24 protein-coding genes are annotated in these 23,497 nt (G+C 36.5%); 19 read left to right on the forward strand and 5 right to left on the reverse strand.

Features of this window, described 5'->3' with window-relative positions; all coding sequences use genetic code 11:
- The first annotated feature begins 4 nt into the window (after nucleotides 1-4).
- The 4 genes from udk to ACZ76X_RS10885 all read left to right on the forward strand — a co-directional run bounded on the left by udk (nucleotide 5) and on the right by ACZ76X_RS10885 (nucleotide 4,009).
- Nucleotides 5-643: a uridine kinase gene (gene udk / locus ACZ76X_RS10870; RefSeq protein ID WP_000537078.1), complete on the forward strand. Its 639-nt coding sequence runs from the start codon at nucleotides 5-7 to the stop codon at nucleotides 641-643.
- Nucleotides 644-921: 278 nt separating this feature from the next.
- A complete protein-coding gene (gene greA, locus ACZ76X_RS10875; RefSeq protein WP_000179963.1) occupies nucleotides 922-1,398 on the forward strand; it encodes a transcription elongation factor GreA in 477 nt (158 codons plus the stop codon).
- 92 nt (nucleotides 1,399-1,490) lie between these two features.
- A complete protein-coding gene (locus tag ACZ76X_RS10880; protein ID WP_479850469.1) occupies nucleotides 1,491-3,245 on the forward strand; it encodes a peptidoglycan D,D-transpeptidase FtsI family protein in 1,755 nt (584 codons plus the stop codon).
- Nucleotides 3,246-3,361: 116 nt separating this feature from the next.
- Nucleotides 3,362-4,009, forward strand: a complete 648-nt coding sequence (locus tag ACZ76X_RS10885) for a YrrS family protein (RefSeq protein WP_479850470.1) — start codon at nucleotides 3,362-3,364, stop codon at nucleotides 4,007-4,009.
- Between the two features lie 34 nt (nucleotides 4,010-4,043).
- Here the strand turns inward: ACZ76X_RS10885 and ACZ76X_RS10890 are convergent, their stop codons facing one another.
- Nucleotides 4,044-4,259 (reverse strand): YrzA family protein, encoded by a 216-nt coding sequence (locus ACZ76X_RS10890; protein WP_000010984.1) that lies wholly within the window; start codon nucleotides 4,257-4,259, stop codon nucleotides 4,044-4,046.
- A 136-nt stretch (nucleotides 4,260-4,395) separates the two neighbouring features.
- Here ACZ76X_RS10890 and ACZ76X_RS10895 point away from each other — a divergent pair, with 136 nt between their 5' ends.
- The 13 genes from ACZ76X_RS10895 to ACZ76X_RS10955 all read left to right on the forward strand — a co-directional run bounded on the left by ACZ76X_RS10895 (nucleotide 4,396) and on the right by ACZ76X_RS10955 (nucleotide 16,231).
- Nucleotides 4,396-5,034 (forward strand): class I SAM-dependent DNA methyltransferase, encoded by a 639-nt coding sequence (locus tag ACZ76X_RS10895; protein WP_479850471.1) that lies wholly within the window; start codon nucleotides 4,396-4,398, stop codon nucleotides 5,032-5,034.
- Between the two features lie 14 nt (nucleotides 5,035-5,048).
- Nucleotides 5,049-5,744, forward strand: a complete 696-nt coding sequence (gene mtnN, locus ACZ76X_RS10900; protein ID WP_001217039.1) for a 5'-methylthioadenosine/S-adenosylhomocysteine nucleosidase — start codon at nucleotides 5,049-5,051, stop codon at nucleotides 5,742-5,744.
- Between the two features lie 82 nt (nucleotides 5,745-5,826).
- Complete coding sequence (locus ACZ76X_RS10905) at nucleotides 5,827-6,750, forward strand: O-acetylserine dependent cystathionine beta-synthase (protein ID WP_479850472.1); 924 nt, start codon at nucleotides 5,827-5,829, stop codon at nucleotides 6,748-6,750.
- A gap of 3 nt (nucleotides 6,751-6,753) precedes the next feature.
- Nucleotides 6,754-7,887 (forward strand): bifunctional cystathionine gamma-lyase/homocysteine desulfhydrase, encoded by a 1,134-nt coding sequence (locus tag ACZ76X_RS10910; RefSeq protein WP_098670113.1) that lies wholly within the window; start codon nucleotides 6,754-6,756, stop codon nucleotides 7,885-7,887.
- Nucleotides 7,888-8,147: 260 nt separating this feature from the next.
- Nucleotides 8,148-10,751 (forward strand): bifunctional acetaldehyde-CoA/alcohol dehydrogenase, encoded by a 2,604-nt coding sequence (adhE, locus tag ACZ76X_RS10915; RefSeq protein WP_479850473.1) that lies wholly within the window; start codon nucleotides 8,148-8,150, stop codon nucleotides 10,749-10,751.
- 126 nt (nucleotides 10,752-10,877) lie between these two features.
- Nucleotides 10,878-11,105: a YrhC family protein gene (locus ACZ76X_RS10920; protein WP_479850474.1), complete on the forward strand. Its 228-nt coding sequence runs from the start codon at nucleotides 10,878-10,880 to the stop codon at nucleotides 11,103-11,105.
- A 158-nt stretch (nucleotides 11,106-11,263) separates the two neighbouring features.
- Nucleotides 11,264-12,211 carry a helical backbone metal receptor gene (locus tag ACZ76X_RS10925; protein ID WP_479850475.1) on the forward strand — a complete coding sequence of 316 codons (948 nt, stop codon included), beginning with the start codon at nucleotides 11,264-11,266 and terminating at the stop codon, nucleotides 12,209-12,211.
- Between the two features lie 5 nt (nucleotides 12,212-12,216).
- Complete coding sequence (locus ACZ76X_RS10930) at nucleotides 12,217-13,245, forward strand: FecCD family ABC transporter permease (protein ID WP_479850476.1); 1,029 nt, start codon at nucleotides 12,217-12,219, stop codon at nucleotides 13,243-13,245.
- On the forward strand, nucleotides 13,232-14,050 hold the full coding sequence (locus ACZ76X_RS10935; protein WP_479850477.1) for an ABC transporter ATP-binding protein: 819 nt from the start codon (nucleotides 13,232-13,234) through the stop codon (nucleotides 14,048-14,050). The genes ACZ76X_RS10930 and ACZ76X_RS10935 overlap by 14 nt, the downstream gene beginning before the upstream one ends.
- Complete coding sequence (locus ACZ76X_RS10940) at nucleotides 14,017-14,412, forward strand: ankyrin repeat domain-containing protein (RefSeq protein ID WP_479850478.1); 396 nt, start codon at nucleotides 14,017-14,019, stop codon at nucleotides 14,410-14,412. The genes ACZ76X_RS10935 and ACZ76X_RS10940 overlap by 34 nt, the downstream gene beginning before the upstream one ends.
- A gap of 309 nt (nucleotides 14,413-14,721) precedes the next feature.
- Nucleotides 14,722-15,228, forward strand: coding sequence for a GNAT family N-acetyltransferase (locus ACZ76X_RS10945; protein WP_098667241.1), 507 nt, complete (start codon nucleotides 14,722-14,724; stop codon nucleotides 15,226-15,228).
- 56 nt (nucleotides 15,229-15,284) lie between these two features.
- Nucleotides 15,285-15,743, forward strand: a complete 459-nt coding sequence (locus tag ACZ76X_RS10950) for a GNAT family N-acetyltransferase (RefSeq protein WP_098667242.1) — start codon at nucleotides 15,285-15,287, stop codon at nucleotides 15,741-15,743.
- A 110-nt stretch (nucleotides 15,744-15,853) separates the two neighbouring features.
- A complete protein-coding gene (locus tag ACZ76X_RS10955; protein ID WP_479850479.1) occupies nucleotides 15,854-16,231 on the forward strand; it encodes a hotdog family protein in 378 nt (125 codons plus the stop codon).
- Between the two features lie 34 nt (nucleotides 16,232-16,265).
- Here ACZ76X_RS10955 and ACZ76X_RS10960 read toward each other — a convergent pair whose 3' ends face one another.
- Nucleotides 16,266-16,811 carry a helix-turn-helix domain-containing protein gene (locus ACZ76X_RS10960; RefSeq protein ID WP_001020700.1) on the reverse strand — a complete coding sequence of 182 codons (546 nt, stop codon included), beginning with the start codon at nucleotides 16,809-16,811 and terminating at the stop codon, nucleotides 16,266-16,268.
- A gap of 156 nt (nucleotides 16,812-16,967) precedes the next feature.
- On the opposite strand from ACZ76X_RS10960, the gene ACZ76X_RS10965 reads away from it, so the two are divergent.
- Both ACZ76X_RS10965 and ACZ76X_RS10970 read left to right on the forward strand, forming a co-directional pair.
- Nucleotides 16,968-17,372: a DoxX family protein gene (locus tag ACZ76X_RS10965; RefSeq protein WP_098667244.1), complete on the forward strand. Its 405-nt coding sequence runs from the start codon at nucleotides 16,968-16,970 to the stop codon at nucleotides 17,370-17,372.
- A gap of 20 nt (nucleotides 17,373-17,392) precedes the next feature.
- On the forward strand, nucleotides 17,393-18,250 hold the full coding sequence (locus tag ACZ76X_RS10970) for a VOC family protein (protein ID WP_479850480.1): 858 nt from the start codon (nucleotides 17,393-17,395) through the stop codon (nucleotides 18,248-18,250).
- Between the two features lie 16 nt (nucleotides 18,251-18,266).
- Here ACZ76X_RS10970 and ACZ76X_RS10975 read toward each other — a convergent pair whose 3' ends face one another.
- The 3 genes from ACZ76X_RS10975 to ACZ76X_RS10985 all read right to left on the reverse strand — a co-directional run bounded on the left by ACZ76X_RS10975 (nucleotide 18,267) and on the right by ACZ76X_RS10985 (nucleotide 23,255).
- On the reverse strand, nucleotides 18,267-18,581 hold the full coding sequence (locus tag ACZ76X_RS10975; protein ID WP_098667246.1) for a 4a-hydroxytetrahydrobiopterin dehydratase: 315 nt from the start codon (nucleotides 18,579-18,581) through the stop codon (nucleotides 18,267-18,269).
- Nucleotides 18,562-20,316: an aromatic amino acid hydroxylase gene (locus ACZ76X_RS10980; RefSeq protein WP_479850481.1), complete on the reverse strand. Its 1,755-nt coding sequence runs from the start codon at nucleotides 20,314-20,316 to the stop codon at nucleotides 18,562-18,564. Before ACZ76X_RS10980 ends, ACZ76X_RS10975 begins: the two co-directional genes overlap by 20 nt.
- Before the next feature lie 191 nt (nucleotides 20,317-20,507).
- A complete protein-coding gene (locus tag ACZ76X_RS10985; protein ID WP_479850482.1) occupies nucleotides 20,508-23,255 on the reverse strand; it encodes a S8 family serine peptidase in 2,748 nt (915 codons plus the stop codon).
- Nucleotides 23,256-23,497 lie beyond the last annotated feature (242 nt).

The raw sequence follows: 23,497 nt of genomic DNA on the forward strand, positions 1-23,497 counted from the left end.
TCGAATGGGGACGAATAAGCCTGTTGTAATTGGAATTGCTGGTGGTTCGGGATCAGGTAAAACGAGTGTAACGAAAGCGATTTTTGACCATTTTAAAGGTCATTCTATTTTAATCTTGGAGCAAGATTATTATTACAAAGATCAAAGCCATTTACCAATGGAAGAGCGTTTAAAAACAAATTATGATCATCCGCTTGCGTTTGATAATGATCTGTTAATTGAACATTTGCAGCAGTTGCTTGCATATGAGCAAATTGATAAGCCTGTATATGACTATACATTGCATACGCGTTCAGAAGAAATTATTCCAGTTGAGCCGAAAGATGTAATCATTTTAGAAGGAATTCTTATTTTAGAAGATCCACGTCTTTGTGAGTTAATGGACATTAAGTTATTCGTTGATACAGATGCAGATCTTCGTATTCTGCGCCGCATGCAGCGTGATATTAAAGAACGCGGTCGTACGATGGATTCAGTTATTGATCAATACGTAAATGTTGTACGTCCAATGCACAATCAATTTATTGAGCCTTCTAAGAAATTTGCGGATATTATTATCCCTGAAGGTGGACAAAACCACGTTGCAATTGATATTATGGTTACAAAAATTGCAACAATTCTTGAACAAAAAGTAAATTTGTAATAGCATAGTAAAAGATATTCGATAGGAAGGGATTTTTTCCCTTCCTATCGAATACAATGAAACATGCAACCTCATCTATATATAGGTGAGGGCATATTTATATCAACTTTCCATACATATCTTCTTTATATAAAGAAGAATTGGGAATACGGGGTTGTATGTGACAACTCCGCTAGTACAGGCGTGCTAGAAACCTCCGCTCTACATATAAGCGGGGGAGTTTTCATATGGAACTCCTCTTTTTTTCGGGGGATTGGTATATAAAAGGAGTGGAAAATATGGCAACAGAAAAAACATACCCTATGACGCAAGAGGGTAAGCAAAAGCTAGAGAACGAACTTGAGGATTTAAAAACGGTAAAACGTAAAGAGGTTGTAGAGCGCATTAAGATTGCACGTAGCTTCGGAGATCTTTCTGAGAACTCTGAGTACGATGCAGCAAAAGATGAGCAAGCGTTCGTAGAAGGACGTATTACACAATTAGAAAACATGATTCGTAACGCAGTTATCATCACAGATAACGGTGAAGAATCTACAGTTGTTACATTAGGTAAAACAGTAACATTTAAAGAATTACCAGATGGAGATGAAGAAGCTTACACAATCGTAGGTAGCGCAGAAGCAGACCCGTTTGAAGGAAGAATTTCTAACGATTCTCCAATCGCAAAGAGCTTATTAGGCAAGCAAATTGGTGAGAAGGTAGCAATCCAAACTCCAGGTGGAGAAATGCAAGTAGAGATTATCTCTGTAAAATAATTGAAAATCACTCGTGTAAAAGCGAGTGATTTTTTTATTTGTATAAAAGATGAAACACTCCGTCCAAACTATAGTAGACGAGGTGTTTTTGTATGATAATAAACCGGAGAATTATAATTGTTCTAATTTGTTTTATAAGTGTTATGTTTATCTTATTTTGTCGTTTAATTCAAATACAAATTATAGATACGGAGTCATTTACGGATCGTAAGATTAATTTAATTGAAAAAAGTGTTACACAACGGACGCAATCCATTACGGTAGATGATGGACGAGGTCATTTTATAGATCGAAACGGTAAGGAAATAGGCGAGGAAAAGTACCCTGTTTTAATTGTTTTTCCATTTCTACAAATAAAAAATGACATGTTAGAGAAAATTGCGCATATCATTGGTGTGTCGAGACAAGAGATTGAAAGTCAAATGAAAGATAAGAAAAGTGCATTTATCATACAAAGGGGAGATAGACCATTTCGATTGGCACGCGAGCAGATGGAGAAGGTAAATCAATTAAATGTATTAGGTATGGTAGCAGCTGAAGTTCGTTTACGGCAAACTGGCAGGGTGAATCATTTAATTGGCAATGTGGGTGAGAATGAACGAGAATTTCAAAAACGATACGGAGAAGTAAGCAAAATTTCAAAGCAAACGCCAATTGGCATTTCAGGATTGCAACAATCGTTTGATGAGTTTCTTTTGACCGATGGAGAGACGAAAGTATTGTATCAGGTGGATCGGCAAGGAGAACCGATTTTTGGAAAACAAGCGAAATACACGGCACCTGGAAATCCGTTTTACCCAGTGAAGATTCAAACTACTTTACATAACGAGTTACAGCGAAAAGCAGAAGAAGTAGTTGAAGCAAGCGAAATAAAGAAGGGGGGATTAGTGTTACTTGATGTAAAGAAAAATGAAATTTTAGCGATGGTCAGCAAACCATCTGTACAGGTGAAAGATGAAAGGCTATATAAAACTACACTTGAAAATCAAATGTTAACACCACATTTTCCTGGTTCTGTTTTTAAAACAATAGTTGCAGCCGCAATGATTGATCAAAATGAAAATATTTTTAATCGCAGATTTAATTGTAATAAAGATTTATATGGTGAAGACCACCCACAAGTTATGATGGGGACACTTAGTTTTAAAGAGAGCTTTGCTAGAAGCTGTAACAGGACATTTTCAGAGTTAGGTAACGAGTTAATACAAAAGGATAAGATGGCGTTAGAAACCTACGTAGCAGCTTTAGGAGCCGCTGATAAGGTTGGATGGAGAGGTTCTGTATTTCATACAACTCACTTTGAACAAATGCCAGAGGAGAAGAGTGTTACGATTTGGGGGAATGAAGGGAATAAGAATAGTAAAAAAGCGGTAGCACAAACAGCAATTGGACAGAAAGATGTACGCATGTCACCTCTAGCGATTGCCAATATGATGGCGACAATTGCTAGGAATGGAGAAAAAATGGAAGTAAAAGCTGTTGAAAAGATAATGTATAAAAATGGAACAGACTTTTATACATTTGAAAACCATGCATTAGGTGGAAAGCAGCTTCCGTATGAAACAGTGAAAGCATTACAACAGTTATTAAGGAGCGTTGTAACAACGGAGAAAGGAACAGGAGCCGCATTTAGGTCGTTACCACTAAGTGTCGCTGGAAAATCTGGGACAGCACAAACAGGAAAAGGGACGAAAGAGAATCGTTGGTTTGCAGGTTATTTTCCATATGAAAATCCAAGATACGCTTTAGTTGTCGTGGATATAGAAACGAATAGCAATGTAAATAAAGTTACACCTATTTTCAAAGCTATCGTAGAATCAATCTATCGATTAGAGAAGGAAAAGTAATCTTGCAATTTATAGTGAAATCTATTCATTTCATGAAAATATTATTGTAAATGTTCAACCTTTCTAGATTTAATGTTACAATAGCAAGTATGAAAAACTGCATGGAGGTTTGAAGAATGGCAGGAGGATCTAGATTCCAACAGAAACAACAAAAACGTCGTCAAAACGGTGTTTTAAATATTGCAATCGCAATTGTATTAATATTAGTAGCTATTGTATCATATCAATTGTTTGTTCCTGAAAGAAAAGAAGAAGCGTCTCCTAGTGACAAAAAAGTATCTCAGCAAACAACGAAAGAGAATAAATCTGAGAAAGCTAAAGGAAAAGAAGAGACGAAGAAGAACGAGCAAGAGATGGCAGAGGCTAAGAAGAAAGAAGAAGAGAAGCTAAAGGCTGAAGAAGAACAGAAAAAAGCTGAGGAAGAAGCGAAAGCTAACGAGAAAGTACCAGCTGAAAAAACACAGCCAAAGGCAACTGACGCTTATACGAAATCTTCTTGGAAGCCAGTAGGTACAGAGCAAGGTGCAACACCTGCGATGACGTTTAAAAAAGGTACAGCAGATTGGAATGAGATGAACCAAGCAATTTCAGCTGCAATTGACGTTCCAGTAGAGCAATTAGTTATTCATCGAATCGGAAATAACGGTAAAAATAAAGCTTACGGTAACGTACAAGATAAACAATCAGGTAAAAGATATTATGTAAATATTGATTGGGTAGAGAATGAAGGCTGGAAACCAGTACTTGTTCAAACTCTAAACTAAAAAAAAAGAGAAGCTCCTTAGGAGCTTCTCTTTTTTAGCGTAATTTTTTTAATTTAAAATGAACAACCGCGCTATAATACGGTCTTTTGCTTTCAGGATCCATAACCATTTGATGTGAGATGTGATGAACTTCAAGCATAAGTGCTTTATTATTATCAATTTGTTCACTAATTTTTCGTTCTAAAGAAGCTAAGTCTCCCGCTTCAAAAAACTCTACTTTATCTTCTAACATTTCAAAGGTAAATGACATGAAGACGGCCCCTCTCCTATGTAATCAACTATAGTGTAACAAAGAAAAGAAGGAAATACCATGTACATTTCAATTGACATTTTTAAAAAGAGGGAATATCATACTGATAAAACCGATAAGAAAAAGGGGAATTTTTATGGGTACAGAATTTAATGGTTTATTTGATGAGTGGGCTCATACGTACGATTCATTTGTACAAGGCGAAGATATACAATATAAAGAAGTTTTCGCCCATTATGAGGATATTCTAGAGGATGTAGTTAACAAGTCATTTGGTAATATATTAGAATTTGGTGTTGGTACTGGTAATTTAACAACTAAATTATTACTTGCTGGCCGCACAGTTTACGGTATAGAGCCATCACGTGAAATGCGCATGATTGCAAAAGAGAAATTGCCGCAAGAGTTTTCCATTACAGAAGGTGATTTTCTTTCATTTGAAGTCCCAAATTCAATTGATACCATAGTAAGCACCTATGCATTTCATCATTTAACAGATGATGAAAAAAATGTAGCAATTGCGAAGTATAGTCAATTGCTAAACAAAGGTGGTAAAATAGTGTTTGCTGATACGATATTTGCAGATCAAGATGCATATGATAAAACTGTTGAAACAGCAAAACAAAGAGGTTTTCATCAGTTAGCAAATGATTTGCAAACGGAATACTATACACGTATTCCAGTCATGCAGTCTATTTTTGAAAACAATGGCTTCCATGTAACGTTTACGAGATTAAATCATTTCGTTTGGGTAATGGAGGCAACTAAGCAATAGAAAGAGGGATTAGATTGAGAATTGCTGTAATTGGAGCAATGGAAGAAGAAGTACGTATTTTACGTGACAAATTAGAACAAGCAGAGACAGAAACGGTTGCGGGTTGTGAATTTACGAAAGGACAATTAGCAGGACATGAAGTAATCTTGTTAAAGTCTGGTATTGGTAAAGTAAATGCAGCGATGTCAACGACAATTTTATTAGAAAGATATAAGCCTGAAAAAGTAATTAATACTGGTTCAGCTGGTGGATTCCATCATTCTCTAAATGTTGGAGATGTCGTTATTTCAACAGAAGTTCGTCATCATGACGTAGATGTAACAGCATTTAACTATGAGTATGGTCAAGTACCAGGAATGCCGCCTGGATTCAAGGCTGATGAAGCATTAGTTGCATTGGCTGAGAAATGTATGCAGGCAGAAGAAAATATTCAAGTTGTAAAAGGTATGATTGCAACAGGTGATTCATTTATGAGCGATCCGAACCGCGTTGCAGCAATTCGTGATAAATTTGAAAATCTTTATGCAGTAGAAATGGAAGCAGCAGCTGTTGCGCAAGTATGCCACCAATATGAGGTCCCATTTGTTATTATTCGTGCACTTTCTGATATTGCTGGTAAAGAATCAAATGTTTCATTTGATCAATTTTTAGATCAAGCAGCTCTTCATTCTACAAACTTTATCGTAAAAGTACTAGAAGAGTTAAAGTAATGTAACAAAAAGGCAACTGTCTCATATAAAGAAAATACATACAGTTGCCTTTTCTTTATTGGCAAATAAGGGGGAGAACACGATGAATATATATCGTGGAGTTCATGAGTTAATTGGTCATACACCAATTGTAGAAATTACTCGTTTTTCACTTCCAGAAGGGGTCCGTTTATTTGCAAAGCTTGAATTTTATAACCCAGGCGGAAGCGTTAAGGATCGTTTAGGAAGAGAATTAATCGAAGATGCGCTCAAAAAAGGGCTTGTTACCCAGGGCGGAACAATTATTGAACCGACTGCTGGAAATACTGGTATTGGACTGGCACTTGCAGCGTTACAACATGATTTACACGTTATCGTTTGTGTACCAGAGAAATTTAGCATTGAAAAACAAGAATTAATGAAAGCACTAGGCGCAACGGTCGTGCATACGCCGACTGAGCAAGGAATGACCGGTGCAATTGCAAAAGCAAAAGAGTTAGTAAATGAAATACCGAATTCATACTCTCCAAGTCAGTTTGCGAATGAAGCAAACCCACGTGCATATTTCAAAACATTAGGTCCTGAACTTTGGTCGGCACTTAACGGAGAGATTAACATATTCGTTGCAGGAGCAGGAACTGGTGGTACATTCATGGGGACTGCATCTTATTTGAAAGAAAAAAATATAGATATAAAAACGGTTATTGTCGAACCAGAAGGATCCATTTTAAATGGTGGTAAAGCTGGGCCGCATGAAACAGAAGGGATTGGCCTTGAATTTATCCCGCCATTTTTGAAAACATCTTATTTTGATGACATTCATACAATTTCTGATCGAAATGCTTTTTTACGAGTGAAGGAATTAGCGCAAAAAGAAGGACTGCTCGTTGGGAGCTCTTCCGGGGCGGCATTTCATGCAAGTTTACTTGAAGCAGAGAAAGCGGCACCAGGTACAAATATTGTAACGATTTTTCCTGATAGTAGTGAGCGCTATTTAAGTAAAGACATATACAAAGGATGGGAATAAAAAATGAGAGCAAAGACAAAGTTAATTCATGGTATTCGCATAGGAGAACCTTCAACTGGATCTGTAAATGTACCGATTTATCAAACAAGTACGTACAAACAAGAAGCAGTTGGTAAGCACCAAGGATATGAATATTCACGTACAGGCAACCCAACACGTGCAGCTTTAGAAGAAATGATTGCTGTATTAGAAAACGGTCATGCTGGTTTTGCATTTGGTTCAGGAATGGCTGCTATTACAGCTACAATTATGTTGTTCTCAAAAGGTGATCATGTTATTTTAACAGATGATGTGTATGGTGGAACGTACCGCGTTATCACAAAAGTATTAAACCGCTTCGGTATTGAGCATACATTTGTAGATACAACAAAATTAGAGGAAGTTGAAGAAGCGATCCGTCCAAATACGAAAGCGATTTATGTGGAAACACCAACGAACCCGTTACTAAAAATTACTGATATAAAGAAAATATCTACTCTTGCTAAAGAGAAAGATTTATTAACAATTATTGATAACACATTCATGACGCCATATTGGCAGTCGCCGATTTCTTTAGGAGCAGATATTGTACTTCATAGTGCAACGAAGTATTTAGGAGGTCATAGTGACGTAGTTGCAGGTTTAGTAGTTGTAAATAGCCCACAATTAGCAGAAGACCTTCACTTTGTACAAAATTCAACAGGAGGCATTCTTGGCCCACAAGATAGCTTCTTGCTACTTCGTGGTTTAAAAACATTAGGAATTCGAATGGAAGAGCATGAAACGAATTCACGCGCTATTGCGGAGTTTTTAAATAACCATCCAAAAGTAAATAAAGTATATTACCCAGGCCTTGAGTCACATCAAAACCATGAACTTGCAACAGAACAAGCAAATGGATTTGGTGCTATTATCTCATTTGATGTAGATAGCGAAGAAACATTAAATAAAGTACTTGAGAAATTACAATACTTTACACTTGCTGAAAGTTTAGGAGCAGTAGAAAGTTTAATTTCTATCCCATCTCAAATGACACATGCATCAATCCCAGCAGATCGTCGCAAAGAATTAGGAATTACAGATACATTAATTCGAATTTCTGTCGGTATTGAAGACGGGGAAGATTTAATTGAAGATTTAGCACAAGCGTTATCATAATAAAAATGCACTGCTCATATAGGCAGTGCATTTTTATTATGATATTTTGTAAAATATTTCACAAAATAGACATACACAAATGAAATCATTTCATGTATATTAAGTTCATGAAATATTACTCACGAACAAACTTGTGAAATGTTTCACAAACAATGAGGTTCATGTAGGAAAGCAACTCTATTTTTTTTTACGCTAATCGGGACTTATTATGACCTATGGGGTCTTATTTAGTCCAAGATAGCATAATAGGAGGAATTTACATGGTAGTCAAAGAGAAAGTTGTAAATGAAATGCAGGAAGTAAAAGAGATGGTTGATACGTTAGTGAATAACGGTCGAAAGGCTTTACAAGCATTAGAAAGTTTTACACAAGAGCAAATTGACAACATTGTTCATGAAATGGCATTAGCAGGTGTTGATCAACATATGCCACTTGCGAAGTTGGCTGTTGAAGAAACAGGTCGTGGTATATACGAAGATAAATGTATTAAAAATATTTTTGCTACTGAATATATTTGGCATAGCATAAAGAAAGATAAAACAGTAGGGATTATTCACGAAGATCCTCATGAAGAAATAATAGAAATTGCGGAACCGGTCGGTGTAGTAGCTGGGGTAACGCCAGTAACGAATCCAACATCGACAACGATGTTTAAAGCATTGATTGCGATAAAAACGAGAAATCCAATTATTTTCGCATTTCATCCTTCCGCACAAAATTGTTCCATTGCAGCGGTGAAAACAGTATATGATGCAGCAGTGAAGGCGGGGGCACCAAAATATTGTATTCAGTGGATTGAAAAACCTTCTGTCGAAGCAACGAAACAATTAATGAATCATGAAGATGTTGCGCTTGTTTTGGCCACTGGAGGAGCAGGTATGGTGAAATCAGCTTATTCTACTGGAAAACCAGCGCTAGGTGTAGGTCCTGGTAATGTACCATGTTATATAGAGAAATCAGCGCGTATAAAACGAGCAGTTAATGATTTAATTTTATCCAAAACATTTGATAACGGCATGATTTGTGCATCAGAACAAGCAATCATTGTAGATAAAGAAATTTATGATGCTGTGAAAACAGAAATGGTTGCAAATGATTGCTACTTTGTAACAGAGGAAGAGAGCAGAAAATTAGAAAAACTTGTTATTAATGAAAATACATGTGCGGTAAATAGTGATATTGTAGGGAAATCCGCACAGTATATTGCTGCATTAGTTGGAATTAATGTACCTGAAAATACAAAAATGCTTGTAGCTGAAATACAAGGTATCGGAGCAGCATATCCACTATCTCGTGAGAAATTGAGTCCAGTATTAGCTTGTGTAAAAGCAAATTCATTAGAAGAAGGATTTACATATTGCGAAGAAATGTTAAACCTTGGTGGTTTAGGACATTCAGCAGTCATCCATTCTGTAAATAAAGAAGTGCAAAAGCAATTTGGATTACGTATGAAAGCTTGCCGCCTTATTGTAAATGCTCCTTCATCACAAGGTGGAATTGGTGACATATATAATGGATTTATTCCATCACTTACGCTTGGTTGCGGATCCTACGGGAAAAACTCGGTTTCCCAAAATGTAACAGCGACGCATTTATTAAATATAAAAAGGTTGGCAAATAGAAAAAAGAATATGCAGTGGTTCAAATTACCACCAAAAATTTATTTTGAAAAACATGCGACAGCATATTTAGCAAATATGCCTAACATTTCACGTGCATTTATTGTAACGGACCCAGGAATGGTTGAACATGGATATGTAGATACGGTCTCGCATTATTTACGTAAACATGCAAATGATGTGAAAGTGGAAGTTTTCTTTGAGGTCGAGCCAGATCCATCAGATGAAACCGTGTTTAAAGGTGCGGAAATGATGAGAAGTTTTCATCCAGATGTAATCATTGCACTTGGCGGTGGTTCAGCTATGGATGCAGCGAAAGGGATGTGGCTTTTCTATGAGCATCCGGAAACAACATTCTATGGAATTAAACAGAAGTTTTTAGATATAAGAAAACGTACATGTAAATATCCGGAATTAGGAAGTAAGGCGCAATTTGTTGCCATTCCAACAACATCAGGAACAGGATCAGAAGTGACACCATTCGCGGTTATTACAGATAAGAAAAATAATATAAAGTATCCACTTGCAGATTATGAATTAACGCCAGATGTAGCAATTGTGGATCCGCAATTTGTAATGACAGTACCACCGCATGTAACAGCTGATACTGGGATGGACGTATTAACGCATGCAATTGAGGCGTATGTGTCTGTTCTTGCAAATGACTATACAGATGGATTAGCATTAAAGGCCATTGATCTCGTATTTAAATATTTACCAAGAGCATTTAAAGATGGAAATGATGAAGAAGCACGAGAAAAAATGCATAACGCTTCTGCAATCGCAGGAATGGCATTTGCCAATGCTTTTCTAGGTATTAATCACAGTTTAGCACATAAAATAGGACCGGAATTCCATATTCCGCATGGGCGTGCGAATGCGATACTTATGCCGCACGTAGTTCGCTATAATGCTATTAAGCCAAGAAAACATGCATTGTTCCCAAAATATGAGCACTTTGTAGCTGATGAACGCTATGCACATATTGCGAGAATGCTCGGGCTCCCAGCAAATTCGGCGGCAGAAGGTGTGGAATCACTTGCCCAAGCAATTATTGAACTTGGAAAAAGCTTAAATATTAATATGAGTATTGCAGGACAAGGAGTAGTTAAAGACCAATTTGAAGAGGTTGTTGGATTATTAGCAGAAAGAGCTTTTGAAGATCAATGTACGACAGCTAATCCAAAACTCCCTCTCATTTCAGAGCTGAAAGAAATTTATATGAAAGCATATAAAGGTGAGTAATGGTTATGAAAGAGCCGCCATAAAGCGGCTCTTTTTCTTTTGGAAAACATCTCCCAGAATGGCTGTATTTACTTGTCTTTAAGTGTAATAGAATATGATACAGTGAAATGGAGGAGTGAGAATATAATGAAAGAATTACAAGAAAAAATAGAAGATTATACTCGTTTTGGACAAGTTCTTCTCGCTGTAAGTACATTGTTAATGGTTGGCTTATTGATTCCGAATGGAGCAAAAGAAGCAATACAACCTTTTGTTATGATGGGGAGCATCGTTATATTTTTAAGTTTATCTTTCTTTTTCTTTCAGCGTGTGAAAGCGATGCGAGACGAGTTAGAGGGAAACGAATGTGAATAATATTGATAAATAGAGCGTTACAAAAAGAAGGAATCTTTTTTTGTAACGCTTTTTGTTTTTTCTAGAAAATGTATGCGGTTTATATTGACAATGATAATCCTTATCAATTAAAGTAGAATAGTAGTTAATGATTATCATTATCAATTAGAGGTGAAAGAATGAAAAAATCTATTACGCTATTCACAGCGATTTTATCTATTTTTTTCTTATTAATAGGTTGCAGTGCGAAAGGAGACGAAAAAGCATCTGCAACAAAAACAGAAAAAGGAAAAGAGAAAATAGAAGTTACCGACCTGTCAGGAAGAAAGGTAACGTTCGATAAAGTACCAGAGACTTTTGCAACATTAAGTATGGGCGACATGAATATTATCCACGCTTTAGGCGGAAAAATAGTAGGTCGTCCGGATGTAAAAATAACTCTTCCAGAGGATGTAAAGAAAGTACAAGTAATTGGGAATGCACATCAGCCAAATTTTGAGCAGATTGCTAGCTTAAAGCCGGATGTACTTATTGCTAACAATGGATTCCAAAAGAACATCCCAACAGTTGAAGGGCAAGGGACGAAAGTAATGATTTCTTCTGCGAATTCCGTACAAGATATTCAAAAGAATATTGAACTGTATGGAACGATAATGAAGAAAGAAGATAAAGCGAAAGAACTTAACCAAAAAATTACGGAACAAATGAAGACATATGAGAAAAAAAGTGATGTGAAAGCGTTGCTAGTGTATGGAGCACCGGGTACTTATTTAGCAGCATTATCAACATCTTTATCAGGTGATATTTTAGAAAAAATAGGTGGAAAAAATATTGCAGCTGATTTTCCAGAAATGAAGGAATATCCGCAATATGCACAGCTAAGTGTGGAACGTATTATTGAGGCGAATCCAGATGTGATTTATTTAATTACACATGGAGATCCAAATAGCGTTAAAAAAGCATTTGAAGGCGAAATGATGAAAAATGAAGCGTGGAAAAATATAGATGCAGTAAAACAAAATCGTGTGGTTATTTTGCCACCAGACTTATTTGGGTCAAATCCTGGAACAAAGGTTACAGAAGCGATGGACTTTATGTATAAAAGTATACAAGATGTAAGGAAATGATAAGTATGGAAAGTAGTGAAGTAGTAAGGGAAAAGGAACACCCTTTTGCGAAAAAAAGATGGATAATAGCAGTTACTTTAGTTGTATTAACGGTTTTAGGTCTTTGTTACGGTCTTTTCGCAGGAAGCCTATCCTTTTCTTTACGAGATATTCTAACGGGGATACAAGATGAAGATTCGACAGTTCATCGTATTGTATGGGACCTTCGTATACCGAGAGTGCTCGTTGGATTTATAGTAGGAACATGTTTAGCTGCATCTGGCGCACTGCTGCAAGGGGTTATGAGAAATCCTCTTGCAGACCCTGGTATTATCGGCGTTTCATCTGGAGCAGGCCTGGTAGCAATTGTAATTATGATATTATTCCCTCAACATATGGCATTTTTACCGCTCGGGGCATTTTTAGGAGCTTTCATAACGGCAATGGTCATTTATGCTTTATCGTGGCAAAAAGGGGCACCGCCTTCAAGAATTGTCTTAGTAGGTGTATCAATCAATGCTTTAATTGGTGCAGCAACGTCAGCGCTAATGTTATTACATAGTGACAAAGTACAATCCGTGTTACCGTGGTTAGCGGGCGGCATTGGTGGCGTAAGTTGGGCACATTTAAACATGATTATTTATTATGCAATATTCGCTATTATATTAGCTTTCTTCGGAATTAAGCCTATTCGAGTGTTAATGCTAGGAGATGAAATGGCGAAGTTATTAGGTTATAACGTGGAGAGAAGCCGGTTTTATTTAATAGTAGTAAGTACGTTACTAGCTGGAATTGCAGTTAGTGTCTCTGGTCTTATTGGATTTGTCGGTCTTGTCGTACCACATATGTTACGTTTATTAGTTGGAAATGACTATAAATATTTACTGCCATTATCATGTCTTGGCGGAGGGATATTACTTGTTTTCGCGGATGCGATAGCTCGAAGTTGGTTCGATCCAATTGAATTGCCTGTTGGTATTCTATTATCCTTCTTAGGCGGTCCATTCTTCTTATATTTAATTCATAGAGGAGGGAAACAGAGTGATTTCCGTTAACAAAGTGTTTTATGCACATTCTAAAAGGTTTCAAATGCAAAATATGAATGTACATATTAAAGCTGGAGAGGTCGTTAGTTTAATTGGGCCAAATGGATCGGGGAAATCTACTTTGCTTCGTTTAATGGCAAGACTACTTAAACAAAGCGAAGGGGATATCATTTTAGATGGAAAAAGTATTCATACGATGAAAAGTGGTGATGTAGCGAAGCAATTAGCGATGTTACCACAAATGCATGATCATCAATTAGATTTAACAGTGAAAGAATTAATTGAATTTGGAAGAGGTCCTCATAAATCATGGAGAGGTCACTTAAATAAAGAAGATGAAGAAATTGTTGATTGGGCATTGTCTGTTACAAATCTTGAAGGGGATGAATATCGTCTTTTACAATCTTTATCAGGAGGAGAAAGACAACGTGCCTGGATTGCAATGACGTTAGCACAACGTACAAATGTCTTATTATTGGATGAGCCAACAACCTTTTTAGATATCGTGCATCAGTTGGAAGTAATGGAACTTGTGAAACGGTTAAACGAGGAGTTTGGTATGACAATTATAATGGTTTTACATGATATTAACCAAGCGGCTCAATATAGTGATCGTTTACTCGTATTAAAGCGAGGGAAGCTTCAGTATGACGGTGTACCAGAAAAAGTGTTATGTCATGAAATGTTTCAACGTGTGTTCGGCATAGAGGTAGATATTTTTCAAGGAAGCGACAAGCCATTTTTCACACCGAAACGAATTTCTAAAAAAGGAGGAGCAGGATGCGAACAGAAGAACGTATTACCACTGAATTAGTAAGAGAATTTGTTATGGCAGCTCACGGAGATTTAGAAAAAGTACAAGAACTGTTGGCGGAATCGCCAAGCTTACTTCATGCCTCTTACAATTGGGGCGGATCAGATTGGGAAAGTGCATTAGGAGCAGCAGCACATGTAGGTCGTAAAGATATTGCTCTTTATTTACTAGAAAAAGGTGCTCGAATGGATATTTTCGTAGCTGCTATGCTTGGAGAATTAGAAGTTGTACAAGCTATTTTAGTAGCGCAACCAGAAGCATTACGTGCATCGGGGCCACATGGTATTTCCCTTCTTCAGCATGCACGAATGGGTGGAGAGAAAGCACAGCGTGTATTTGAGTATTTAACAGTGCTCTCTTAATGACCGCAAAAGTTCTTATGTGCGGTAAACTTTTCACTTTTACATAATTGAAAAGTTTACCGCCCGTTAGAACGGGATAAGTATCTAGTATATTTGAAAATCCTACACCCCCCTCAATTGTAGTTTTCTTTATACTAGTTATGATATGGATGCAGTAGACAACATTTGTCTACTGTCTTTTTTTAATTCTTTTGAGATTGAATATTCTGTATTTAGTCTTTGGTTCCTTTATAATAGATAGTAACATTTAGTATATATCCAAAACATGATCGTGTAGGTAAGTACAAATTCGTGGGAAGGAGTGTAGAGATGTTTCATACAGATCGTTTACAAGTTCGCAAATATAAGATGGATGATTTACAGTTCTACGCCTCACTATGGGGAAATGAGAAGGTAATGCGATATATTGGAAATGGGACGTTAAAAACATATATGCAATGTAAAAAAAGTTTGGAGGAATGGGTGATTCCTAGCTATAAAAACGGTCTCGGTTTATTTGTATTGATTGAAAAGGAAACGGGGATACGAATTGGTCATGCAGGATTAGTAAAGCAGCAAATAGATGGAAAAGAGGAAATTGAAATTGGTTATTGGTTATTACCTCGGTATTGGGGAAAAGGGTATGCGAAAGAAGCAGCGGCAGCATTTCGAGATTATGGCTTTCAAGCGTTACGAATGAATAAATTAATTTCTCTAATTAATCCAGACCACCCAGCATCAATATTTGTTGCTAGAAAAACAGGACTTAGTTATGAGAAAACAACTTCATTTCATGGGATGGATGTTCTCGTTTATTCCATTAAGCGTGTTGGATGAAAAAAGGTAAATTGCATCTTTTGAAGAATGGTATATAAAAATAAAGGGGGGATTACATGTACATTTACCATAATGGACTTATTATTCGCGAGGGAACGAATGGTGTACCTGCATATGCAATTAAAACCTTATTCGAAGATGCCGGTTGGAGCAATGATAATATCCCTTCTTGGCAAATTGAAAAATTTACGATAGCATTTGAAAATTCAACATGGGCATTCACAATTTGGGATGAAGAAGAGATGGTTGCGATGGTTAGAGTCATTTCTGATGGAATCATGGTCGCGAACATAGTAAATTTAGTTGTGAAATATGAATATAGAGGAAGGGGACTAGGTAAGAAACTTGTCGCTCTTTGTTTGCAAAAATTGCCCCATGGCGACTGGTTTGCACATACATCTGCGAGTAATTTTGATTTTTATAGAAGTTGTGGTTTTGAGGTGAGAGAGCTATCAAGAAATGGAACATGTGCGTATTATGGATATCAAATAGCAAAAAAAGATGGGCATCGATAAAGAGAAAAAGTAGCATGGAAAAAGCTCGATATTTTAATAAGATAAACTGAACTAAGCCTCATTTTATGGTAAAATGAAAGAAAATTCTGTTTATTATCAGGGGGATAAAAATGAGTATAAAAATTGGGGATGTATTTAAATACGAAAGAAGGTTTACTGAAGAAGAAGTTTTTGAATTTGCAAATATTACAGGAGATAAAGGTAGACATCATATGGAATATGATGAAAATGGACGTTTAATGGTTCATGGTTTATTGACTGCTAGCATTGGAACGAAATTAGGAGAAGAATTACATTACATAGCAAGAGAATTAGTAAGTGAGTTTATTAGACCAGTTTTTACAGGAGATACGATCACTTGTGAATTAACTTTAACAAATATTGAACAGATGGAAGGATACAAAAAGGTTTCAATCGAGTCAGTTTATCGCAATCAAGACGAAAAGACTGTATTAGTTGGGACAAGTTATGGAGTTATAAGGGGATAAAAAAAGAAGCCTGATTTGCAGGCTTCTTTTTTATTTAATAAACACGTTTTCGATTTTCTGCATGACTTGAGATGAGTAATAATGCAGTTTCTTCCCCTATATTACGAACGATATGAGGAACACATGCATTCCAGGAGAAAGAATCACCTTCTTCTACAATTGCAATATCTTCTCCATGTTGAACTTCTAGTTTTCCGCGTAATACAAGATGACACTCTTCCCCTTCATGGGCATTTGGCGTATTTTCTTTCGGGAACCCAGCAGGAATTTCTACGAGATTCAGGCGAAGGCCACCTTGCTCTGCAACATGCTCAATTCTTTGTTCATCTTTTCCATATACACTGTATTTACGCTCTACCTTTTTAACAACTTTCAACCGATCTTTTTGTTCTAATAATAAATAGGGAAGGGGAACGTTTAAGAAATTGGAGATTGTTTCTAAGGTTGAGATAGATGGTGATGTTTTATTATTTTCAACCTGACTCATAAATCCTTTAGAAAGACCTGTTCCCTCACAAATTTGTGCGATTGTTATGCCTCTACGTTGACGAATTTCACGTATTGCAGAACCAATATTCATAAAATCAAGCTCCTTTTTGTAAACAACTATTTGTATCATAGCAAAAAAAATATATTTTTTCCCAGTGAAAATGAATTGACGAATAAAAAAAATTAGTGTATGTTTTGTAATGTAAATAAAAGTTTTGTATAAGAAAACTATAAAGGAGAGAAAGAAATGAATCAACATATCGGTAACTTAATTATTCGTATCGTGTTAGGGGTAACGTTCTTTATGCACGGTTTAACAAAATTCCAATCGGGGATTGACAATATTGCAGGGTGGTTCACAAGCATTGGTTTACCAGGAGGACTTGCATACGGTGTAGCAACAGCAGAAGTCGTTGGTGGTATATTGTTAATTCTCGGTTTAGGTGTAAGATATATTGGATTATTATTTGCACTTGTTATGGTTGGAGCAATTATAAAAGTAAAATGGTCAGCTGGTTTATTAGGGGATGGAAAAAATCCTGGCTTCGAATTAGAGCTTGCATTGTTAGCAATGGGTGCGTACTTATTTGTTGCGAAAGCAGACGGTTTTGTAGATAATTTCTTAAAAGAGAAAATGTCAAAGAAGAACTAAATGAAATGGGGGCTAACAAGATGAGTTTTCAACTTCATCCCGAGACAACACTTGATGTTGTTCATTTATATGTATCAAATGTAAAGAAATCACTAGAGTTTTATACAGAAGTACTAAGCATGAAAGTACTAAAAGAAGATGAAATGGTCGTCACATTTGGGAATGAAAATAACGAACCACTCCTTATTATTGAAGAAAAGAAAGAAGCCTTACCAAAGCAAAGAGGGAGAACGGGGTTATATCATTACGCAATTTTATTACCGAGCAGACAAGATTTAGCGAATATTCTTCGTCATCTTGTAGAAATGGTATATCCACTGCACGGCGGAGCCGACCATTACTTTAGTGAAGCCCTTTATTTAGCTGATCCAGATGGAAACGGGATTGAAATTTATCATGATCGTCAAAAAGAAGTTTGGCGTGATGAGAATGGAGAACTACCATTTGTTAGTAACCCTCTAGCTGGTGAAGAATTATTACAGCAAGGAAGTGCGTGGAATGGTTTTCCAACGGGCACTGTGATGGGGCATGTTCATTTCCATGTTGCTGATTTAGAAGAAGCAAAACGTTTCTATGTAGATGGTCTTGGTTTTGAAGTAACAATCCCAGCTCGTAACGGGGCGCTCTTTGTATCGGCAGGCGGCTATCATCACCATATCGGTTTAAATACGTGGCAAGGTGAAGGAATACCACCTCAAATGCCAAATTCCGTTGGGTTGAAATATTTCACAATTGTACTAGCAGATGAAAAACAAAAAGAGGAAGTATGTGAAAGCTTAAAAAGTATTGGCAAGATTGCTACGTACAAAGATGGAATATTACAGGTCGAGGATCCATTTGGACATTGTATTCATTTCAAAATAAAAGGAGAAGCCTAATAAAGGCTTCTCCTTTTTACTTTCTTATAATAGCTTTTTCATTTTGGACAAATAGTTTATCAAATTGCTTCGCAAGCTCAAAATCGAGTTTCGTTAAACCTTTTGCATTCCAAGAGGACAAAGTAATAATGACTGCTTTATACTGGATAAGGATAAATGGATGGTGATTATGTTCTTCTGATAGTTTGGCGACTTCAGAAACAAATTCGACTCCTTTTAAGTAGTCGGAAAACATATATTTTCGTTCAATCCATTTTTCATCTTTTATCATCCATTTATCTACTGTCAATAATTCCTCTTGAACTTCTTCCTCAGTTAATCGTAGCATCATTTTTCACATCCTTTACAGGTAATAGTGCAAGACCATTGTTAATAAGACGTGTTACAGCTTCATCGGTTGTAAAAGTAGAAAGTTGTTGTAATAATGCTGCGGATGTTTTATGCCCTTTGTTATGCTTTAAAAGCAATTCTAATATTTCAAGGCGAAGCAGCCATTCTTTCGCATAAAATTTATTTAATACTTCTTGAATTGCCACTAGCTGTTCGATATGAGCTTCGTGTAAAATACCTTCATTTCGAATATCACGAACTGTTTGATACATACGATCTAGCTCAGTTAATGTAAGAGGTGTTGGAGTTGCTTCTATTTCTTCATCAGCAGGGAAAAATGATGCAGCATCTGCAGCTCCTGGGAATACAGAAGTGATTTTTGAGCCAACAGCCATATCAAAAACACCCCATGAAGCATCAAATAATAAACGTTCTTTATAAGTAACGGTACAATCGATAAAGGAGATAAGAGCAATCTTTTTATCATTTTTTTGAATTGCTGTTACCGTTCCATTTACATGGATGCCACTTGCAAAAGTAAATGATGTTTTATTTCCAATTGTAATTCCTAATGATTGTAATTGTTCATCTGTACAATTTTCTAATGCAATATTTTCAGTAAGTAACCCAATCGGTGTTCCAAAACCATCACTGTGTACAGAGGTAGAATGATCCGCTAGTTGTTTATTATGAATGGCTAATGCAGTTGGCGAATTTGTACGCATGTAAATCACTTCACCTGCATCGTTTTCAATTGTCTCATTGAATGTACCAGTAATTTGTAGCCCACTACTTAGCTCAGCAGTTGCATAGTTTTCAGAACGAATTGCTTTTTCTAATCCTTCTTTACCACCTGTTTTAAAGGCCATCGTTTCAGAGAATTTCTCAAGTGCTTCTGTTAACTCTTCAAAGGACTCGCAAACAAATAGTTGAGGTTGCATTTTTGTTACATCATAAGTTGTTCCAGTACATGCTTCTATAGAAAATGGAACCTTTTCTACAGCGTCAGTTAAGCAATGTTTGCTTTCGCCTACAGAGGAAAGGAGACCAGCGCCATATATCTTTGGATCGTCTATACTTCCGATTAAGCCATATTCTACTGTCCACCAGAAAAGCCTTGAAATTTGTTCCGCTTCTGATAAGCCAGAAACTAAGTTTTGTTTTTCAATTACAGCATTTTCAGCAGCTGCAACTTCTTCAGGTGTAGAAGTTGGACTTTCTTTTACGATTGTTAATGTACGAACAGCTTCAAACGCATCATGTTCTTCTTTTGTAGAGAAAGCTTTTGCTCCAATTTGTCCAAAGCGTTTTACATACTTTGCATATGTAGGATCAAGTAAAATTGGTGCGTGTCCTGCAGCCTCATGAACGATATCAGGAGCCGGTGTATACTCGATATTTTCTATTTTACGAATATCTGTTGCAATTGGTAATAATCCATGCCCCTGAAAATCAAAGAACGCTACGCCTGGAATGAGTCCATCAATCGTTACAGCTCCCCACCCACTCGGTGCTAAACATTCATTCATTTCTTCTACCTTAGGAATTGCATCTATATTTATACCAGATGATTGTAAGCCATTCACGTAGGCTGGATGAGCAACGTCTTTTAAGAAACTATGATTTTGTCTCATAATGTAACGCCATACAGCGTGGTTCACCGGTGTATATTGATCATAATGTTGTGTAGATACGAATGGTTTTAAATGCGATGGAATTTCTGTTTTCTTTGTCATTTAAACATCCTCCTTTTTCTCTATAAAGCTGAATATCAATTCTGTATAGTTTGTATCACCTCTCTTTAAGATTGAAAGCGCTTATAAAAATTCTATCATAACATTCAGAATTATTTAACATTTGTTTCTGTGAGAAATAGAAAAAGCCCCTACTGAAACATTTGATAGGGGCGAAAAATTGTAGTGTGATTTTATTTTACTTCTAAATCAACGTTTAAATTATTTGTATTTCCAGCTGCATCTGTTGCAACAATATGAATTGTATTCTTTCCTTGTTGTAATTGATTGCGGTCGAAATAAATTTCGTAGTTTTTCTCCCACGTGTTTAAGAATGCACTCTCCCATACACCATTCCCGTTAATCTCATATTGCATTCTCACTGGAATACCAGGTGCAATCCAACCAGATTCAGTCATCCAATCTAGTAGAATATCATCAACATTTCCTCTAATAATAAGATTTTCTTGATCAATTTCGTGAGTTAATTTGGGTGCTGTTCGATCGATAAATACAGCTCCTGTTTGCTTTGTTTCTCCACCAGAGTTAGAAGCAACGGCTTCGATTTGGTATAAGCCATCAGGCAACTGAGATCCGTCTGCTCTTGTACCATTCCATTTGAAAGATTTATAACCTGGTGTTTCGTTTTTACCTTGATATACCGCACCTTGATATGTTACACGGTCTTTCGTAATTAAATTGGCATGAAACGCGATGTCCTCAACTGGTGTAACTAAATAGTAATGGATTAGGTTATCATCAAGTATTTTGTCATTATTGGGACTGAAAGTAGAATTAACGATTTCAAGGCCGTCAATACGCTTGTATTCTTTTGGATCGATGCTAAATGTAAATGGAATACGCATTTCTTCCGTTTTCCCTTGTTCTTTTACATACAGATTTCCTGTATATACGCCTTGTGGTAAGGAGCTATCTACAGTAATAGTAAAAGGTTTTTCGATGTTACTATTTGCTTTTAAACTAATTGAAGAAGGGAAAGAAGTCTGGATTTTTGTTTTTGTATCTAGTAATTCAATACGGGTTGAAAAGTTTTTCTTTTTGCTAGAAAGATTTTGTAACGTAATATTTTGTGTTAGTTTTACTTTGCCACTATTCGGTTTAATAAGACCGAAACTTACGTTGTTCGGTTTCACTAACGCATCCGTTTGAGCGGCTTTCGGAATGTTAATTAAACCAGACCCTTGTGCCATAACAGGATATGTATTTTCATTGACATCCTTTAATGTTTTTGCAGTGTTGGCAAGAGCAGATTTCAATTGTTCTGTCGTCCAATCAGGATGCATCTGACGTAGTAATGCAACGGCTCCCGCTACTTGTGGCGCAGCCATGCTTGTTCCATTATGAGATTCATACCCGCCTCTTGGTACAGTACTAGTAATTTGTACGCCAGGTGCAATAACATCAGGTTTTATGAGCCAACTACCTTGTGATGGTCCTCTGGAACTGAAGTTACCAATAAGTTCGGTTTTATTTGGTTGTCCAATCTTTATATTTTTCTTTCGTTTTGTAATTAAATTTTTCAACTCTTCACCGTTTATATTTGATAGTTGCATAACTGGAAGAGCTATATCTTCACGTCCAAAGTATTCGGGCATAATATTAATTTCTTTTTCGTTAGAAATTAGTAGTACGCCGAGAGCTCCAGCTTGTTTTGCTTGTTCTGCTTTTACTAATGTGCTTGAAGTTCCTTGTAAAACAAGGGCGAATTTACCTTTCACATCTTGTTTAGCGTAATCGCTTGAATTACCGTAGCCAACATAGACAAGCTGAGCATCGTTCCCTACTTGGAAATCTGATTTTGATAACGGTAATCCTTGGTAAGATTTATTAGAACCAGCTACTTGGAATGTTGGGAATGGAATAGAAACAGTAGATGCACCAACAGAGATGACGCTACTTGCATTACCAGGAGCATCAACAGACCAAGGTTTTGGTCCATCATTTCCATTTGAAACGACTGCAGTAACACCAAGTTTTGCTGCACGTTCTAACGTCATTGTCACAGGTTGATCAGGGACATTTAAATCTTGACCGAGTGATAGATTTAAAACATCTGCACCATCTTGAATAGCGCGCTCAATACCTTGAATAATATCATCGGTCGTTCCAGTGCCACCATCATTCATTACACGATAGGCTAGAATAGATGCATTTGGAGCAACTCCTTTAATTTTTCCGTTACCAGCAATTATGCCAGCTACATGAGTGCCGTGTACATTGCCGTCCATCGGATCGTTATCCTCATCGACTGTATCATATCCGCCGATATAGTTTGCTTGTAAGTCAGGGTGTGTATAGTCTACGCCAGAATCAATAATAGCGACTTTCATACCTTTTCCATCAAGAGGTTTGCCAGATGGATCTTTTAAATTCCAAGCTTCATGTGCACCGATTGTCGGTCCACCGACATTTGGCACTTCTTCATTAGCAGTGCTTTTTGCTGTTTCATGCAATTTATATGTTAAGTTCGGATAAACAGCTTTTACTTCAGGTAAAGAAGCTAAAGCGGCAACTTGATCTCCGGGGATAGAAATAGAGAATCCAGAAAATAACGTGCTATACGTTTCTTTAATTTTTGCTTTCGGTGCTTTTTCTTTCATTTTCTTTTTTGTATCCTCTTGTGCTTTTTTTAGTTGTGCATGGTATGATTGCACACTGCCATTTTTTAAATCTGGAGCATGCTGAATGTTACTTTGTGAAGCGAGCGGAGCATGTTGCAATTCTACAATGACTGAAATTTCTTTTGATGTTTTTGTTTCAACATTTTGCGCAATTTTACTTTCTCCCCATTGTTCAATATTTGCTTTTAACTGTGGGCTAAATTGCTTTTCCTTTTGTAGCGATTCAGCATGTGCGCTTAAAGCTCCAAAACTAGAAAAGACGAGCGCCATACTTAATAGTGTAGATGCAGTTTTTTTCATTGAAACTCCCCCTAATAAAAAGTGTCAATATTCCGAAAAGTTATCTTGCATTTTTATCGCAAAATATAAAATTGAATGTTGGATAAACTATATTTTCGACATAATTCATACTAATCCTCTTTGAATTAAAAATTTCTTGGGAAATTTTTTGGGATTATGTCGAATGATTAATATTCAGCGAGGAAGGCCCATTCTTATTGGGGATAAATCCATAACAATTCTGCAATTAATAAGGAGTGAAA

The organism is Bacillus sp. BC05(2025) (genome assembly GCF_056725905.1).